This window comes from Pedobacter nyackensis (genome assembly GCF_900176505.1).
In the GTDB taxonomy this organism is placed as follows: domain Bacteria; phylum Bacteroidota; class Bacteroidia; order Sphingobacteriales; family Sphingobacteriaceae; genus Pedobacter; species Pedobacter nyackensis.
Genome location: NZ_FWYB01000001.1, coordinates 925,153 through 943,796 on the forward strand (window position 1 = coordinate 925,153; position 18,644 = coordinate 943,796).

Consider the following 18,644-nt stretch of genomic DNA (forward strand, 5'->3'; position numbering starts at 1 on the left):
ATGAAACATAAACTTGTTCAGCTGTTTATTGCATTTTGTTATTTGTTGTTATGTGTTTTACCAGACGATGCTACTGCTCAAAATAAATACAATTGGAAAGAAGCAGGCACGGGTAAATATAAATACCGCTATGTAACAAATGATCCAGAGAAAGTCAGGTTCTATACTTTGGAAAATGGTTTGCAGGTAATACTGCATCTAAATAAAAAAGAACCCCGTGTAACGTACAAAATGATGGTGAGGACCGGAAGCAATAATGACCCAGCCGACCATACCGGTCTTGCACATTACCTGGAGCATTTATTGTTTAAGGGAACCGATAAATTCGGAACGCTCAATTGGGAAAAGGAAAAACCATATCTGGGTCAGATAGAAGAATTGTACGAAGCCTATAATCATACTTCTAATGAAGGCGAACGAAAAACCATTTACCGGAAAATAGATTCAATTTCGGGCATTGCTTCTAAATATGCCGTTGCCAATGAGTATACCAATATCATGAAGGAAATGGGCTCGCAGGGTACCAATGCGCATACGGAGTTTGATGCGACCGTATATGATGAAAATATACCTGCTGCTGCATTGGATAAATTGCTAAAAGTACAGGCCGAACGTTTCCGTAATCCCATCTTTCGCCTTTTTCATACTGAGCTGGAAGCGGTGTATGAAGAGAAGAACAAAGGTTTGGATGGCGATGAGTTCAGAATGTTCGAAACTGTAAATTCAATCCTGTATCCCCACAGTAATTATGGACAACAAACCACGATTGGTACCATTGAACATTTAAAAAATCCTTCTTTAAGGGCTATTAAAAAGTATTACGACACCTATTATGTGCCGAACAATATGGGGCTTATTTTATCGGGCGATTTTAATCCTGATGAAGTTATTCAAAAGATAGATCAGAATTTTTCCTACATGCGGCGGGGTAAGATCATTGAGTTTCAGCAAGCCGCGGAACCCGATTTCGCTGCTCCGGTTGTAAAGGAAATTGTTAGCCCTACACCGGAGATGGCCGTACTCGCTTTTCGGGTGCCCTTTAAAGGCGCTCACAGTAAAGATGAGCTGTTGGCCAACCTGCTTTCTCAGCTATGTTCTAATGGAAAAGCAGGGCTGTTTGATATCAATCTCACAATGCCACAAAAAATGCAAATGGCATCGATTGAGCTTTTGCCAACCTATCAAAAATATAATACAGTGTTGGGCGTAGCGATGCCTAAAGCTGGACAAACTGCAGACCAGGCATTGGAATTACTATGGCAGGAAATTAAAAAGGTGCAGCATGGCGATTTTGACGAGAAGCTTTTAACGGCTATTAAAAATAATATGGAACTGGAAGTAACGATGGCCAAAAGAAATAACATGGCCAGTGTTATGACATTGGAAAGAGATTTTATTGCCGACAGATGTCAAACCTGGGACAAAGAGTCAGCTTTTTTAGAGATTATGAATACCGTTTCTAAACAAGACATCGTAGATTATGCCAACCGGGTATTTTCAGGTAATTATGCTTGCATCTATAAACGTAAAGGAAAACGGACTTCCGCTACAAAAATAAAGAAGCCTAAAATTACGCCCATTACGATTAATAAAACCGACCGCTCTGCATTTGCAAAAAAACTGGATGCTGTTCCTGTTCCTGCCACAAAACCGGTATGGATAAATTTTGAGAAAGCGATTTCGAAGAGCAACATAAATAATGCAAGATTCCTGTATGTAACCAACAAGGAGAATGGTTTTTTTGAACTGCAATACCGGTTCGATATGGGAAGCTGGAATTCGAATTTATTGCCTGTTGCAGTGGACTACCTGAGTTTATTGGGTACAGATAAGTATTCTGCTGAAGAGATCAGTAGAGAATTTTACCAGATGGCCTGTGAATATTCAATACGTGTTAGTGATAAAGGCACATCCATTGTTGTTTCTGGTATTCAGAAGAATTTTGATAAAGCGCTTGCTTTATTGGAACACTTACTGGCGAATTGCAAACCAACAGCAGAAAGTCTTGATAAGCTGAAAGAAAAACTGAAGAAGGAACGCGCCGACGCGAAAACGTCAAAAGAAGCACTGATGCAGGCTCTGGTTAGTTATGCCAGTTATGGAGCCAAAAATCCATTTAATGAGGCGGGCCGTTTGCAGCCCGACCAACTGAATGCTTCAATATTGGTAAATCTCTTGCATCAGCTTACGGGGTACAAGCATCTGGTTACCTATTACGGACCAGAATCTATTCTGTCTATTACACAAAAAATAAAAAGCGTTCATCGCATTCCGGCTGCTTTTTTACCTATTCCGGCTCCGGCTGTAACATTTCAGCCCCGCATCCAGGAAAAAAATGAAGTGTATACTGCCGATTTTGATATGTTACAAACACAAATACAATGGATCAGGAATATACCGGGCTACCAGCCTTCGTTGCAACCTGGTATAAACCTGTTTAACAGTTATTTTGGCGGTGGAATGGGATCTGTTGTTTTTCAGCAGTTGCGGGAATCAAAAGCACTTGCTTATTCAACCTCTGCAACATTTCAAGCGCCTGCTTATAAAAATGACCCTTACCAAATGAACGCTTTTATTGGTTGCCAGGCCGATAAAATGGATGATGCCATTAATGGAATGGACTCTCTGATAAATGACCTGCCCCGATCTGACGATGGCATAAAAAATGCCAAAATGAGCCTCCGGAAATCACTCGAAACACAGCGGTTTACGGATGAAAAGGTGGTTGATTTTTATTTAGCGTTGGAGAATAAAGGGTTAACAACTGATTTCCGTCAGCAGATCTATGAAAAATTGGGAACGTTAAACTACAATGATCTTAAAGCCTTTGCAGATAAATACATCGCCCATAAAAAATATGCTTATTGCATAATAGGATCAAAAGAGGTAGTAGAAGGAGCGAATTTGAAGAACTATGGAGACGTGAAAAAGCTAACATTTGAGGAGTTGTTTGGGTATTAAAAAACTGTTTTTTGCAATAATACCACTAGTCGGATATATTAATAACATAAGAATTTATTTGGATATGAGAAGGACAATACGCTACTTTTTAACGGCAGTACTGAGTGTTTTTGTAACATTCTGTACGTTGGCTCAAAACAATAATGGCCCAAGTGTATCACTGAAAGGGTGGTATTTGCTTGACTGGAAACAGGATCATGTATATGGCATCAGTTTGCAACAGGCTTATGATTTTCTCAAGGCTCGTCATTTAAAACCAAATTCCACAATTTTGGGGGTGATTGATTCCGGTGTAGACACTACACATGAAGACCTGAAAAATGTTTTATGGACAAATCGTAGTGAAATTGCGGGCAATGGAAAAGATGATGACGGGAACGGGTATGTGGATGATGTTCATGGCTGGAATTTTTTAGGCAATAAAGACGGAAAGAATGTAGGCAAAGAATCCCTTGAGGAGGAAAGGGTGTACCAGGCATATAAATCGAAATGGGAAAATATAGACAGCGCCGGGATTTCAAGGTTATCCAGGGATGAACTCTATGATTATAATATGTGGCAAAGAGCTGCTAAAATGGCCAGGCGTTTTGCCAGCAAAAGTCAGGCTACCACAAAGGATTCCGAGATGTACAATTCTAAACCTAAAAATCACCGGGACGAAGTGGTAGGGGATAATTACAACGATATTAATGACAGCAATTATGGTAATGGCGATGTAACGGCTACTGATCCTATGCATGGCACTCATGTAGCTGGTATCATTGGTGCGCAACAAAATAATAATCCTGGGGTAAATGGCGTAGCAGATAATGTGCAAATTATGGTATTGAGAGCCGTTCCCGATGGCGATGAATACGATAAAGATATTGCCTTAGCTATCCGCTATGCTGTTGATAACGGGGCCAGAGTTATTAACATGAGTTTCGGCAAATTTTATTCACCGGGAAAAAAATGGGTAGATGATGCGGTGAAATATGCACAAAAAAAGGATGTCCTTTTGGTGCATGCGGCCGGTAACGATTCAAAAAATATTGATAAGGAATTTAATTATCCTTCGCCGGTATCGAAAGACAGTTTGTTTACTGCCTCTAACTGGATAACTGTAGGAGCCAGCGGCATGTCAGGCAGCGGGATAGCTGCCCCTTTTTCAAATTATGGAAAGCAAAATGTCGATGTTTTTGCCCCAGGTGTAAGGATCTACTCAACTCTTCCGAAAGCTAACAAATATGTGATGTGCCTTTAAATATAATTGGTGAGGAAGCAAAAAAAATGGGATATCTGCGAAAAGGAAAGATGACAATTGAGAGGATCTTGAAAAACCCGTCTTATGTTGGAATGGTCTACGCAAGAGCCTTCAAAGAACATCCTGGGGGATTGTTCCCGGCTAGGCATGAGCCACTAATTGATCTCACGACATGGGAAATGGTTCAAAACAAATTGCGGAGGCCAGAGAAAACCAGAACAATTTTTGACGAAAATATTCCATTAAGAGGGATATTAAAATGTCATTGCGGACAACCTTTAACCGGTGCACCATCCAGAGGGAAAGCAGGTAGATATTACTATTATTATAAATGCAAATTACCACGTCATAGCAATATTAGTGCAATCAAAGCACATGATCAGATGCTTGGCATAACTGAATTGATGAGTCTGGAAGGATCTGATGTTAAGTACATAAAGGAAACAATTGAAAAAGGACTTGATAAAGAAGCAGTTTTAAATAAAAAGGCGATAGTTGGTAAGAGAGAAGAGTTAGACAGTGTTCAAGACAAACTGAATGCAGTAGAAGAAAAGTTTATTAGTGATCAAATTACCCGTGAGACCTATGATAGATGGACTTCAAATTATAATAGCCAAATATTTTCTTTAAAGGCCGCCATTCAGCGTATGGGAACAGATATTAATAAGGCATTTAAAATTTTGGCGAGACATATTGACCTTCTAACTGATATGAAACATGTTTATACTGCATCTGATTTGCTCGGAAAGAGAGAATTCGTAAAATTGGTGTTCGACAGCAATTTATACTATTTTGAGGGTATCTATCGAACACCTACGATGCTACAGATGTTTGATCATAATGCGTTGAAAATGAAGGATCAATCCCAAAAGTTGTGGAGCAGGAATGATTTTTCCGTTGCTAAGCATATAGTTGAGTTAGTCTATACAGGAAGAATTCAATGTTTTTGACTCCCCTAAACTGTGATCTGAAAGCCTTTATCTTAGCGTTGAAAGATTCTGCAGAAGCATTCGTGGATCTATTATCAAAGTAGTTGAGAATGGTTTGATAGTGGTTTTGTATCGAACGAGCAATTGTATTAAAAGCCTTGAAACCAGTTTGCCTTACTTTTTCATGCCATTTGGCCAGATTAGCTAGTGCAAAGACTTTATCTGTTGTATTTTCAAAGATCTGACTAAGTCCGATACTGAGTCCGTAGGCGATTCTAAGATCAGGAAATCTTCCAAATAAGAGTTCTGCACGATCTTTTTGACTATCTGTCCAGCCCGAAGGCTTTTTGTACAGCACATACCTACTACGAGCTAGCAATTGTTTGATTGTATCTCCATTATGGAGTACTTCCGCTTGAAATGGGCGGCCTCTCTTTTTTGATTGTTCTATGGCTTCATTTTCTGCGTCCATAGCTTCCCACCTGTATTTGATCCGCATCTCTTGGAGCGCTTCAGTAGCTAGTTTCTGTACATGAAACCGGTCGGTCACTCTAGTTGCCTGTGGAAAACAACGTTTGCAGATCAATTCCATATTACCTGCCATATCCAGGGTAACTTCAGTTACCTTTTTCCTGGCTCTTTCAGGAATCTTTTTCAGTACTGAAATGACGGTTTCCGCTTTGGTTCCTGCTACAATGGCAACAATGGCCCCTTTCTTACCTTTTGCTGCTTTGTTGGTAAGGATCGTGTAAAGTTCGCCATGGGACAAACTGGTTTCGTCTATAGAAAGCTGTTCACCGAGGTTTTCTGGATATAACAGCCAGTCTTTTGCATGTGATTTCTGATCCCAGCTTTTAAAATCACTGAGGTAATCACGATATTGACGAAGTAGGTTTTTAGTCTTTACACCATAGAATGAACTGATGGCATCTACGCTACTCGGGGCTGTATCGATTGATTTCTTTTAAAAAAGCCGCGAAATCTCCTGTCATTCGCGTTCCCTTTTCTACTAAAGTCCAATTTCGGTAAACTACCTGAGAAGTCTCTGTATTGAGCCATCTACGTCTTCTGATGTGATAAAATACTTTATGCCCACGGATAGGGAAATCCTGAATCACAATCTGAGGGAAAAAACCTTTGGACAAAACTTTAATACCATCCCATTCCGAGGGTGGAGCATTCAGTTCTTCGAGTTCGATGTGAAAGGTTTCACTATCCTCAATAACTCCTTTGAATTCAAAATTCTCTAGTATAAAATCTGGCAGAAATAATCTGAGTAAAGATGCAGCAGCTGATGGCATAAATATAAAATGGTATAAAAATGCAAATCTATATTTTTAACCGCTGCTCCACAACATTTGGGATTGATCCAAAATGAAGGAGAAAGGCTTGTTGATTTATGAAAAAAAAAGGGGAATCATAAGTGATTCCCCTTTGGGTGGAGTCGAAGGGGTTCGAACCCTTGTCCAGTCGTGTGATAAATTATGCCTTCTACATGCTTATTTTCCAATTGATTGTAGGGATCTGGCGGGCTGGAAACCGACCTAACCGTTCACCTTAGGTACTTCATCTCGCAATTGTATCGTACCTTACAATTGCCAGCGTTGTTATTTCGATGCCCCAGATTCTAACCTAACATCGCAGCAGTTAGAGGGACAAAAGCTATTTAATTCTAAATTAAGCAGCTAAGGCGTAGTTATTTTCGCCAATTATAGTGTGAACGTTCTCTTTTAAGTGCTCTCCGTACAACGCACTGCATGCTAACATACTTAGCGTCACCCTGTCAAATCCAAAACGACCCCAGTACGCGTTGATGGTGTGTGGCTAACTACTCCTTTCCAACCATCAACGCACAAATATACGAATATTATGCCATAGTTCTACCAGGATACTGTTTTAATGCAATATCCAGACAATCCATAGCTTTATTAAGGTCTTCTGTATTAAGAACGTAAGCCATTCTTACCTGATTTTTACCTGAACCTTCAGTTGAATAAAATCCTGTTGCCGGAGCCATCATGACAGTCTCACCATTGTTGCTGAAACTTTCTAACATCCACTGACAGAACTGATCTGCATCATCAATAGGTAATTTAGCTACTACATAGAACGCGCCACCTGGATTAGGGCAAAACACACCTTCCATGTCGTTTAGCCTTTTTACCAGGGTATCTCTACGTAAAGTATACTCCTTGTTCACAGCTTCAAAATAACTATCAGGAGTATCAACTGCCGCAGTACCTGCAATTTGTTCAACCATACCCGGACTTAACCTTGCCTGCGCAAATTTTAATCCTGATTTGATCACTTCTTTGTTTTTAGTAATTAAACAACCCAATCTTGCACCGCAAGCACTATAACGCTTAGATACTGTATCCATAATGACCACATTTTCATCTAAGCCCTCAAGGTGCATAGGAGAGATGAATTCTCTGCCATCATAGCAAAACTCACGGTAGGCTTCATCCGAAAATAAGAACAGATCATATTTTAAGCACAGCTCTTTTAAAGCATCTAACTCTTCTCTTGAGTACAGGTAACCTGTGGGGTTGTTTGGATTACAAATGATGATGGCTTTAGTGCGATCCGTAATCAGTTTTTCAAATTCAGCAATAGCCGGTAAAGCAAAACCATTTTCAATATGAGAAAGGATAGGTTTCACTACTACGTTACTCATGCAGGCAAAACCATTGTAATTTGCATAAAAAGGCTCTGGAATGATGATTTCATCACCTTCATTAACGCAGGTTTGCATAGCAATAGTAATGGCTTCCGATCCACCGACAGTAACAAGAATGTCCTCCGGCGTAATATTGTAACCAAGTTTGTTGTAATATTCAGTAAGTTTAGTTCTATAACTAAGCGTTCCCTCAGATGGGGTATAAGCCCAAACATCAAAGTCGATATTTTTAATAGCATTCAACATGCCCTCTGGCGTAGCAATATCAGGCTGACCAATATTTAAATGATATACTTTTTTACCCTCTCTTTTTGCCTGATCAGCAAACGGAGTTAGTTTTCTTATAGGCGAAGCGGGCATTTGCAGCCCTTTTTCTGAAATATTTGGCATGATGGAAAATAAACAGGATTAATATGTTAGTCTGGGACAAAAATAAAAAACCTCGTTGATTAACGAGGTTTTAATAAAAAAATATCTCTTTAACGATTATTTACTTGCTGCAGCTACTGTTTCTCCTTTAATGTACAATACTTTGGTAGTAGTTTTTGCATTTGAAGTAATAGTAATGCTTTTGCTAAATGGAAGCGCAGCACCTGTTGGATTGTAAGTTACTTTAATCACACCTGATTCACCTTTTTTAATTGGGGTTTGGGTATACTCAGGAACAGTACAGCCACAAGTCGACTCAACTTTAGTAATGATTAACGGCTGATCACCAATGTTGGTGAACTTAAAGTCTACCTTAGCTGGTTTGTTCAAAGGTATTTTACCAAAGTCATGGGTTTCTTTTTCAAACTTGAATTCAGCTGGTTTCGACTGAGCATTCGCCGCAACACTTATACCTAAGATTAACGTAAATAACAGAATTAGTTTTTTCATTTCAATGTTGTTTTAGAACAAATTTAATGTTTTCATTTATAAAACAAAAAGTATTCCATGATATAAATTACCGCTCACTGTTAAGTCATACTTTAGATTTTATGTATCTTTGCCGCATAATCGATTTACTTATGATGCCAAATAATAAACTTACTACAAATCCAATAGACACTTCGGAGTTAAGTTTTGATGACTTCAAAACCATTGTTGTGAACGACTATAAAATAGCTTTCGAAAGCAGACAAGCTAGTTTATTGGGCCGAAAGGAAGTATTGACCGGGAAGGCTAAATTCGGAATTTTTGGTGATGGTAAGGAGCTTCCGCAAATTGCCATGGCTAAGGCCTTTAAAAAGGGCGACTGGCGCTCGGGATATTACAGAGACCAGACTTTCGCTTTTGCTGCCGGAATTTGTACCATAAAAGAATTTTTCGCCCAATTATATGCTAACCCAAGCGTAGAGGCAGACCCGGCATCAGCAGGAAGACAAATGAACTGCCATTTTGCAACACGTTCCATTAATGAAGACGGCAGTTGGAAGGATTTAACAGAAATGAAAAACTGTTCTTCTGACATTGCACCTACAGGTGGACAAATGGCCAGGTTAGTTGGATTGGCTTATGCCTCTAAATTATATCGACAAAACCCGGAACTTGAATACCTAAAGAATTTCTCTGTAAAAGGTAATGAAGTGGCATTTGGAACAATAGGAAATGCATCTACATCAGAAGGTGTGTTTTTTGAAGCCATCAATGCTGCAGGTGTTTTACAGGTGCCTATGGCAATGTCTGTTTGGGACGATGGATACGGAATTTCTGTTCCGGCAAAATACCAGACTACAAAAGAAGATATATCAGAAATATTAAAAGGCTTTCAGCGTGATGAAAATGCTGCCGGTTATGAAATATTTAAAGTAAAAGGCTGGGATTATCCCGCATTATGCGAAACATACCAGCGTGCAGTAGATATATGCAGGGATGAACACGTTCCGGTACTGATCCACGTAACGGAAGTAACTCAGCCGCAAGGCCATTCTACTTCAGGATCGCATGAACGCTACAAGGATAAAGCTAGATTAGATTGGGAGAAAGAGTTCGATTGTATCGTTCAAATGCGGAAATGGATGCTGGAATCGGCAATCATCGCTGAAGAAGAACTGCTGGAACTTGAAAATGCCGCCAAGAAACTTGTTCGTGAATTCCAAAAAGAAGCCTGGAATGAATTCCTTGCTGCTATAAAAACAGAGAAAGATCAGGCTATTGAATTGATCAACGGATTGGCTAATGGCGATCCCGCACTGATTAAAATTACTGCGCTGTTGGCTAGTACACCTGATGCACAGAGGAGAGAAGTGATCTCTTCAGCAAGAAAGGCATTGCGCTCAACAGTTCGTGATACTTCTTCTGAAAGAAAAGCACTTTTAGCCTGGTATAATGATCAGATTGGACTAAACGAAGACAGATACAATTCGAAACTATTTACTGATGGGGCCGAAAGTCCATTTTTAGTAAATGAACTGAAACCTGTATTCAACGAAGATAGTAAAATGGTCGACGGCCGTGAGTTGTTGAACGCTTGTTTCGACTCGAACTTTGCACGCGACCAGCGCCTTGTAGCCTTTGGCGAAGACCTGGGGGCTATTGGTGATGTAAATCAAGGCTTCGCAGGTTTGCAGGCAAAATATGGCGATCTGAGGGTTACTGATACAGGAATCAGAGAAATGACCATAGTAGGACAGGGGATAGGTTTGGCTATGCGTGGTTTACGCCCAATTGCCGAAGTTCAGTACCTGGATTACCTGTTGTTTGCGCTAAACATATTAAGTGACGATCTGGCCAGTTTGTCGTACCGCACCAAAGCAGGTCAAAAAGCACCTGTTATTATCAGAACACGTGGACACAGACTGGAAGGTGTATGGCATTCGGGCTCTCCAATCGGAATGATCCTCGGATCATTAAGAGGTATGCACATCTGCGTGCCACGTAACATGACACAAGCTGCCGGAATGTACAATACCCTGTTCAGATCTGATGAACCAGCATTGGTAATCGAATGTTTGAACGGTTACCGTTTGAAAGAGAAATTACCTGAAAATGTAGGTGAATATACCGTGCCATTCGGAAAAGCCGAGGTAATTAAAGAAGGAACAGATATTACCGTAGTTTCTTACGGTTCTACTTTAAGGATTGTGGAAGAAGCAGCTGAAGAACTGCAACAAATGGGTATTTCTATTGAAATTGTAGATCCTCAAACTTTATTGCCTTTCGATACAGATCATATCTGTGCAAAATCATTAGCCAAAACAAATAAATTACTGGTGGTTGATGAGGATGTGCCGGGTGGCGGAACAGCCTATCTGTTACAGCAGATTCTGGAAGTACAAAAAGGATATTATCACCTGGACAGTCAACCTAAAACGCTGAGCGCTAAAGCACATCGTCCGCCATACGGATCTGATGGTGATTACTTTAGTAAGCCTTCTGTTGATGATGTAATCGAAGCTATATATAGCATGATGAATGAAAGTAATCCGGGTAAATTCCCAGGTATATTTTAGGATCTGCTGCCTAAACATAAAAAGCCGCGTAAGTCTATACTTACACGGCTTTTCTTTTTAAAGACTTCTTTTGTTATTAAAGCCTGCTTGTTCTGTTTCTAAGCAAATGATCTGCAAGTACCAGTGCAGCCATTGCCTCAACAATAACTACTGCTCTCGGTACCACACAAGGATCATGTCTGCCTTTACCTTTAATCTCAGCGGCTTCGCCTGCCGCATTAATGGTCTGCTGGTTGTGCATAATTGTGGCAACCGGTTTAAAAGCAACTGTAAAATTGATCTCCATACCATTGGAAATACCACCCTGTATGCCACCCGAAAAATTGGTTAGCGTTTTAGGCTGATCACCATTGGCGAGGAAAATATCGTTATGTTCTGAACCCCTCATCTCACTACCGCTAAAGCCCGAGCCATATTCAAAACCGTGTACAGCATTAATGCTCAACATAGCCTTACCCAGATCCGCATGTAGCTTATCGAATACCGGATCGCCTAGGCCCACCGGACAATTTTTTACGATGCAGCTCACTTTTCCACCTACTGTATCACCATCTTTCCTTACCCCATCAATAAATTCTATCATCTGGTGAGCCGTTGCAGGATCTGCACATCTCACAATATTCTCTTCTCTTATCGCCAATAAGGTATCTACATCATCGTGGGCTAAATTTGGTGCCTGAATCTGACCTACAGCCGAAACATGGGCAAATATTTCGATACCGTGATGCTTCAATAATAACTTTGCAATGGCACCTGCCGCTACACGAGCCGCAGTTTCACGTGCAGAAGAACGTCCCCCACCACGGTGATCGCGGATGCCATATTTCGCATCGTAGGTATAATCAGCATGAGAAGGACGGTAAACGTCGGTATTGTGACTGTAATCCTTACTGCGCTGATCTTCATTAGGGATCAGCATGGCAATAGGAGTGCCGGTACTTTTACCTTCAAATGTTCCCGATAAGATCTGAACAGTATCGCTCTCTTTACGTTGTGTCGTGATTTTTGATTGTCCTGGTTTGCGTTTATCCAATTCCGACTGGATAAACTCCAGATCGATAGGTAATTGCGCAGGACAGCCATCTAAAACAACACCTATGGCCACTCCATGTGATTCACCAAAGGTAGTGATGCGAAATAACTGACCAAATGTATTGCCTGCCATATTTATGATTTTAGATTTAAATTTACTGTTTAGATTTTAAGGTTCTAAACTTCCCTAACTGTAAAGCCAGCTTTTTCCAGGTCTTTCCAAAAATCAGGATACGATTTTTCAACCACCTGGTAATCTTCCATCTCTACCTCATCAATAAATAAACTCAATGGGGCAAAAGCCATAGCCATCCGATGATCATCATAGGTTTGGAACTTTACCTTCTGCGGGAAATTCAGGTTCTCACAATCTAAAGTATACACCTCATTGCCCTCTATCAGCAAAACGCCAATTTTAGCCAATTCCTGTTGCAGGGCCAGAACCCTGTTGGTTTCTTTAATTTTAAGTGTTTCCAGTCCTGTAAAGGAAAGATTTAAGCCCTTTGCAGCAGCACATACAATAATTGTTTGTGCTAAATCAGGACAATCCTTTAGGTTCAATACCTCTTTAATCGCTACTGATGTTCCAGATTTTAAAGCAATGCCGTTGGGGATATACGAAGTGCGCACACCAAAGGGAATCATGATCTCGCTGATCTCGCTATCGCCCTGCAGACTTTCTTCCTTTAAATTCGGTAAGGTAATTGATGCCTGATCTGCCAAAGCTGCAATGCTATACCAATAAGAGGCTGCACTCCAGTCCGGCTCTACAGTTAAGTTACATTCCTTAAATGACTGGTGATCAATATGAATGGTGTTGCCTGCCCAATTGTGTTTAATACCTGCTTCTTCAAGCATGCTTAAAGTCATTTCCAGATATGGTCTGGAAGTTAACTCACCCTCAATTTCCAGCGATAATCCCTGAGGTAAAGCAGGAGCGATCATCAAGAGTGCAGATAAGTACTGACTGCTGATGTTCCCCTGGATTTTAATATTCCGGGTAATCTGTTTGAAATTGTCGTTAATATTTAATGGTGGATAACCTTCCTGTTCGGCATAGCTGATTGCTGCACCTAATTTTTGTAAGGCTTCTACCAGCAATTTTATAGGTCGCTCTTTCATCCTACCGGAGCCAGTTAGGTGAAATAAGCCTTTTGCGATAGATAAATAAGCTGTTAAGAACCGCATAGCAGTTCCTGCGTGACCAACATCAACCGTAATGTAATCGCCACCTTCAGTATGCCCACTGATGGTATTAAGTATGTTATTAAGGGTTACTGTATCAACAGCATCAGATAGGTTGTTAACTTTAACCAGGTTGTCAGACAGGGCGCTGATGATCAGCGCCCTGTTGCTTTCGCTTTTAGAACCGGTTAAGGCTATTTCAGCATTTATATCTTTAATCCCTTTAAAAGAAACAATTGCGTCTTTACCCATTGTTAAGATTTAACTTCAGTGTGAGTTTCTGCTGCAATACCTTTTTCTGCTTTACCTGCATTCATAATCTCAGTTTGCTTACGAATAGACTCTCCGTGAACAAGCTCCAGGAATTTCTCGGTAAAGTTTAAATCAAGTTTTAAAGCCTTTGCAAATGAAATTCCTTTTTTAATGATGGCATCCCAACGGTTTACCTGTAAAATAGTTACCTGGTTATCACGTTTGTATTCGCCGATTTTACCCACGATAGCCATACGCTCACCTAGCTTTTGTAACAAAAGGTCGTCAATTTTATCAATTTGTTTACGTAATTCAGCAAGCTGATCTGTAAAAGCTTCGTTTTGAGATTCTGGTTCACGAACAGTTAAACGTTCAGCAAGTTCACCAAGAGCAGCAGGAGTAAGCTGTTGTTTAGCATCTGTCCAGGCTATAGAAGGATCTACGTGCGACTCGATCATTAATCCTTGCATGTCCAAATCCAATGCTTTCTGAGAGATGTAAGGAATCAGTTCGCGGTTACCACAGATATGACTTGGGTCGTTAATGATTGGAAGATCAGGTAATAATGTTTTCAATTGGATAGCCAGTTCCCACATTGGTTCATTGCGGAATGAGCTTTTCTCATAAGAAGAGAAACCACGGTGAATAGCACCTAATTTAGTGATACCTGCACGGTTGATACGCTCTAAAGCACCAGCCCATAATTGCAGATCAGGGTTTATTGGGTTTTTAACCAATACCGGGATGTCTACACCTTGTAAAGCATCAGCAATCTCCTGAACAGTGAAAGGGTTAACAGTTGAACGGGCACCAATCCATAGGATATCAACACCGGCAGCTAAAGCTTCTTCAACGTGTTTCGCATTTGCAACCTCTACAGCTGTAGGTAAACCTGTTTCCGCTTTTGCTCTTTTTAACCACTCTAATCCGATGCTTCCAATTCCTTCAAATTCTCCCGGACGAGTACGAGGCTTCCAGATACCAGCTCTTAATACAGATACTTTTCCGGTTGCAGCCAATAAATGAGCTGTGGTTAATAGTTGCTCCTCAGTCTCCGCACTGCATGGGCCAGAAATGATTAGTGGTTCGTTTTTAATGTTAAGCCAGGTGTTTAATGGCTGAATGTTCAATTGTAGTTTCATTTTTTTGGGGTTTAAATTGTTGTTTTTATTTTACGAAGGCTGTTTTATAGAAGATTATACTTTGTCATTCTTCTGGTATTCACCCATGATGTTAAAGTTTACAGTGTATTTTAGTGCCTGGCGGATCGCTTTGTCATATTTTTCCATACTGGTCCATTCCATGTCCACATAGAAATAGTAATCGTTACGTTTCCCTAAAACCGGCATACTTTGTATTTTGGATAAGTTAACCTGCTGTTCTGCAAAAATATTCAGGACTTTAGCAAGGGCACCTACGTGGTTGCCTACCTGGAAACAAATAGAAGCTTTGTTAGTATCCGGCTGTTCTTCGGTCTTGTCCTGTTTAAGAATCAGGAAACGGGTAAAGTTCTTTTTGTTCGATTCTATTCTTCTTTCAATAATATTCAAGCCATACAATTCGGCAGCAAGGGTATTGGCAATAGCAACCGTATCCGTTAATTGTTCCTCTTTGATTCTTTTAGCGCAAGCTGCGGTATCGTTACCTTCAATTACCTGAATATTTGGGTAATCGTAAAAGAAATCTACACACTGACGAATAGCGATGGGGTGGGAGGTAGCAAATTTAACATCTTCAAATTTAACTCCTGGTAAAGCCATCAGGTGCAATTGAATAGGCAGGTATACTTCGCCTACCACTGCAAAATTATACTCGCGGATCAAGGTGTAGTTAGGCAAAAGGCTACCGGCGATAGAGTTTTCTATAGCCATGACAACGAAATCTGATTCTTTGTTTTCTAAACTCTCGCAAGTTTGTTTAAAAGAATTGCATTCAATGGTTTGAATGTCCTTTCCGAAGAATTTGAAAGCCGCTTCCTCGTGAAAAGATGCTTTGATGCCTTGAATTGCTACTCTTGTTCCTGTTTTCATTAGTTTATTGTTTTTCTTTTTTTTATGGTTCGGTTTGGCGTAAAACCAAAAAAGTCCCGGCGTTTGGCCGGGACTTTTCGTATACATTTATCGTGTTGATATTAGTGCATATTAGTCCCGGCTCTTACTAAAATAGTAGAAGTAACCAAACCAATATGTAGTAATATTTCTCATCTGTTTTTCTATTGTCTTTTATTTTGTTGCGGCTCGTACACAAGCCTTTTTATATTTTGTTTTTCCAAATGTACTAACAAAATTTAATTTGTCAATAGTTAAATAAAAAAAATATTTTTTTGTGGTTAAAGTTTTTCTTCGTGAGTCTCAAAACTTTAGCCCCGTTTATGAATTATTAATGGCATTAAAGTAGGCAAAACTCTCTAATATGTCACTTTCCGATACCCTGCAGTTATAATCGCACTTACCAATGCTGCTCAATAATGAAAACATGATTTGCCCGTTTTCATTTTTCTTATCACTCTGCATCAACTCCATTAATTGTGTAAAACTGTCGGCTTTAAGATGGTAAGCTGGGTATAGCTTACTGATATAGTCAGTGATGTCTTCTAAATCTGCTTCAGATAAAGTATTGTTTTTATGAGAAAGGAACGCCTCGCAAATCATACCTATAGCAATGGCTTCACCATGTGTTAAAGGCTTTTTGTCGTTAGTCAAGGCATAAGTTTCAACAGCATGGCCAATAGTATGTCCGTAATTAAGGATTTTTCTTAATCCTTTTTCATGAGGATCTTCCGTTACCACTTCGTTCTTTATCTCTACTGAACGGTAAATGGCTTGTGGATCAATTTGCAGGTAATCACTGTTTTTAAGCTCATTGTAATAGTTGCGGTCGACAATTAAACCATGTTTAATCATTTCAGCAAAGCCAGAAAGCAATTCTCTTGCAGGTAATGTTTTTAAAAAGGCAGTTTCAATAAAAACAGCTTGGGGAAGGGTAAAGGTACCCACCATGTTCTTAACATTATCTATATCGATACCTGTTTTTCCACCTACAGAAGCATCAACCTGGGAAAGTAAAGTAGTAGGAATATTGATGAAATCAATTCCACGCTTATAAGTAGATGCTACAAAACCACCCATGTCTGTAATTACACCGCCACCAAGATTAATCATCAGACACTTGCGGTCGGCACCAAAATCAAGTAATGTTTTCCATATACCTATACAAAAATCAATATTCTTGTTCTCTTCTCCCGGATCAGTTTCAATCAGGTCGAAACCATTAAAATCATCCAGCATCTCACGAAAAAGAGGCAAACACACCTCTGAAGTATTGCTATCCGCAAAAACAAATATTTTGCTGTACCTGCCAGATTCGAACACCTCTGTTAAAGGTGCGAGTTGAGTCTCAAAATGGATGGTGTGGCCAGCGCTATCTAGCTTATTCATTAAATTACTTTTATTTTTTGTCCCATAAAATCAATCACATCGCCAACACGAACTTTTAATCGTTTACGGTAATCAACTTTTCCGTTGTACTTTACCAAACCATCCTCAACAACGGTTTGCGCTTCGCCTCCGCTCTGAACCAGTGCAGCTGCTTTTAACAATTGGATAAGGGGAATAAATTCACCTTCTAATTTAAATTCTATCATTGTATGGCAAACTTACAATTAATTATAAAGTGTTTACCACCAATAACAGGGGAATTTATACTTTTGCATCCAAAATAATTAATAGATATTCTTAAATGGAACTTTCCCCCAAAAAATTATTAAATTTTGATAATACTGAAATTGCATTCCGCAATAAATCAAATAATGAATTAAATGCTGCCTATTGGTTGTTTAAGATGATTAGTAGTAACTTCTTGACAAAAGTAGGTCCTCCTATCACTAACTTTTTCCTTAACATCGGTTTGCCTATTAAGGGGATAATCAAAGCCACAATATTTAAACATTTCTGTGGTGGCGAAACCATTGCCGAATGTGAACATACCATCCAGCAATTGGCATTAGGTCGTGTTGGAACCATTTTGGATTATTCTGTTGAGGGAGAAGAAGAGGAAGAAGTTTTTGATTTTACCTGTGCTGAAATTATCAGAACAATTGAGCGCGCTGTGGGTGATAAGCGTATTCCTATTACTGTATTTAAAGTGACAGGTATTGGTCGTTTTGGCTTACTGGAAAAATTAGATGCTAAAAAAGAGTTGAGCCCGGTAGAGCAGGCGGAATTTGATCGCGTGAAACAACGTTGTGAGAAAATCTGCAGAACTGCTTTTGAAAAGAACGTACCAATTATGGTTGATGCAGAAGAAACCTGGATTCAGGATACTATCGACGAATTGGCTATAGATATGATGCGTTTATTTAATCAGAAAAGCATTATCGTTTACAACACTTACCAGATGTACCGCCATGATAAACTGGCCGACATGAAAGCCGATCACCTGATTGCCAGAGCTTCGGGCTTTATTTTAGGCGTGAAAATGGTACGTGGTGCCTATATGGAAAAAGAACGTAAACGTGCTGAAGAAATGGGATACCCTTCCCCAATTCAACCTGATAAAGCATCATCAGACAGAGATTACGATGCTTCTTTAAACTACTGCATGGAGCATATCAATGAGATTGCTATTGTTTGTGGAACCCATAATGAAGAAAGCTGCCGCGCTTTAGCTCAGTTACTGGATGCTAATAATGTAGCGCACGATCATCCTCACGTTTACTTCGCACAATTATTGGGCATGAGCGATAACCTAAGTTTCAACTTATCAGATGCAGGTTATAATGTAACGAAATATGTGCCTTACGGGCCAATTAAAGCGGTTATGCCGTACTTGTTCAGAAGAGCACAAGAGAACACTTCGATTGCCGGACAAACCAGCAGAGAGCTTGGACTGATCATGAAAGAAAAGCAGCGTAGAAGATTGTAATAACC

General features: G+C 39.8%; 15 protein-coding genes and 1 other RNA gene. 5 read left to right on the forward strand and 11 right to left on the reverse strand.

All coding sequences use genetic code 11. The features are described 5' to 3' along the window. The 3 genes from B9A18_RS03905 to B9A18_RS03915 all read left to right on the forward strand — a co-directional run bounded on the left by B9A18_RS03905 (position 1) and on the right by B9A18_RS03915 (position 5,154). Positions 1–2,961 carry a M16 family metallopeptidase gene (locus tag B9A18_RS03905; RefSeq protein ID WP_084287340.1) on the forward strand — a complete coding sequence of 987 codons (2,961 nt, stop codon included), beginning with the start codon at positions 1–3 and terminating at the stop codon, positions 2,959–2,961. A 64-nt stretch (positions 2,962–3,025) separates the two neighbouring features. Further along, a complete protein-coding gene (locus tag B9A18_RS03910) occupies positions 3,026–4,204 on the forward strand; it encodes a S8 family serine peptidase (RefSeq protein WP_084287445.1) in 1,179 nt (392 codons plus the stop codon). Then, positions 4,195–5,154 (forward strand): recombinase family protein, encoded by a 960-nt coding sequence (locus B9A18_RS03915; protein ID WP_144009387.1) that lies wholly within the window; start codon positions 4,195–4,197, stop codon positions 5,152–5,154. The genes B9A18_RS03910 and B9A18_RS03915 overlap by 10 nt, the downstream gene beginning before the upstream one ends. On the opposite strand, the gene B9A18_RS03920 is transcribed toward B9A18_RS03915, so the two are convergent. The 5 genes from B9A18_RS03920 to B9A18_RS03940 all read right to left on the reverse strand — a co-directional run bounded on the left by B9A18_RS03920 (position 5,105) and on the right by B9A18_RS03940 (position 8,692). Then, positions 5,105–6,088: an ISAon1 family transposase gene (locus B9A18_RS03920; protein ID WP_084287342.1), complete on the reverse strand. Its 984-nt coding sequence runs from the start codon at positions 6,086–6,088 to the stop codon at positions 5,105–5,107. The genes B9A18_RS03915 and B9A18_RS03920 overlap by 50 nt on opposite strands. Next, positions 6,069–6,434, reverse strand: a complete 366-nt coding sequence (locus B9A18_RS03925; RefSeq protein ID WP_084287343.1) for an ISAon1 family transposase N-terminal region protein — start codon at positions 6,432–6,434, stop codon at positions 6,069–6,071. Before B9A18_RS03925 ends, B9A18_RS03920 begins: the two co-directional genes overlap by 20 nt. Positions 6,435–6,569: 135 nt before the next feature. Beyond that, positions 6,570–6,935: a transfer-messenger RNA gene (gene ssrA, locus B9A18_RS03930) on the reverse strand. 65 nt (positions 6,936–7,000) lie between these two features. Beyond that, positions 7,001–8,203, reverse strand: coding sequence for a pyridoxal phosphate-dependent aminotransferase (locus B9A18_RS03935; RefSeq protein ID WP_084287344.1), 1,203 nt, complete (start codon positions 8,201–8,203; stop codon positions 7,001–7,003). Between the two features lie 96 nt (positions 8,204–8,299). After that, entirely contained in the window at positions 8,300–8,692 is a 393-nt protein-coding gene (locus B9A18_RS03940; protein WP_084287345.1) for a DUF1573 domain-containing protein, read from the reverse strand. Positions 8,693–8,823: 131 nt separating this feature from the next. Between B9A18_RS03940 and B9A18_RS03945 the strand changes: the two genes are divergently transcribed. After that, positions 8,824–11,247 carry an alpha-ketoacid dehydrogenase subunit alpha/beta gene (locus B9A18_RS03945; RefSeq protein ID WP_084287446.1) on the forward strand — a complete coding sequence of 808 codons (2,424 nt, stop codon included), beginning with the start codon at positions 8,824–8,826 and terminating at the stop codon, positions 11,245–11,247. Positions 11,248–11,323: 76 nt separating this feature from the next. On the opposite strand, the gene aroC is transcribed toward B9A18_RS03945, so the two are convergent. The 6 genes from aroC to B9A18_RS03975 form a co-directional block, all read right to left on the reverse strand. Beyond that, the gene (gene aroC, locus B9A18_RS03950) at positions 11,324–12,412 is read right to left on the reverse strand and encodes a chorismate synthase (protein WP_084287346.1); all 1,089 of its coding nucleotides are present in this window, start codon (positions 12,410–12,412) and stop codon (positions 11,324–11,326) included. A gap of 44 nt (positions 12,413–12,456) precedes the next feature. Beyond that, positions 12,457–13,716, reverse strand: coding sequence for a 3-phosphoshikimate 1-carboxyvinyltransferase (gene aroA / locus B9A18_RS03955; RefSeq protein ID WP_084287347.1), 1,260 nt, complete (start codon positions 13,714–13,716; stop codon positions 12,457–12,459). Positions 13,717–13,718: 2 nt separating this feature from the next. Continuing rightward, complete coding sequence (locus tag B9A18_RS03960) at positions 13,719–14,858, reverse strand: chorismate mutase (protein WP_084287348.1); 1,140 nt, start codon at positions 14,856–14,858, stop codon at positions 13,719–13,721. A gap of 54 nt (positions 14,859–14,912) precedes the next feature. Further along, entirely contained in the window at positions 14,913–15,746 is an 834-nt protein-coding gene (locus tag B9A18_RS03965; RefSeq protein ID WP_084287447.1) for a prephenate dehydratase, read from the reverse strand. A gap of 339 nt (positions 15,747–16,085) precedes the next feature. Next, positions 16,086–17,153, reverse strand: a complete 1,068-nt coding sequence (gene aroB / locus B9A18_RS03970; RefSeq protein WP_084287349.1) for a 3-dehydroquinate synthase — start codon at positions 17,151–17,153, stop codon at positions 16,086–16,088. Continuing rightward, positions 17,153–17,359, reverse strand: coding sequence for an RNA-binding S4 domain-containing protein (locus B9A18_RS03975; RefSeq protein ID WP_084287350.1), 207 nt, complete (start codon positions 17,357–17,359; stop codon positions 17,153–17,155). Before B9A18_RS03975 ends, aroB begins: the two co-directional genes overlap by 1 nt. Positions 17,360–17,454: 95 nt before the next feature. On the opposite strand from B9A18_RS03975, the gene B9A18_RS03980 reads away from it, so the two are divergent. Then, positions 17,455–18,639 (forward strand): proline dehydrogenase family protein, encoded by a 1,185-nt coding sequence (locus tag B9A18_RS03980; RefSeq protein ID WP_084287351.1) that lies wholly within the window; start codon positions 17,455–17,457, stop codon positions 18,637–18,639. Positions 18,640–18,644: the final 5 nt, after the last annotated feature.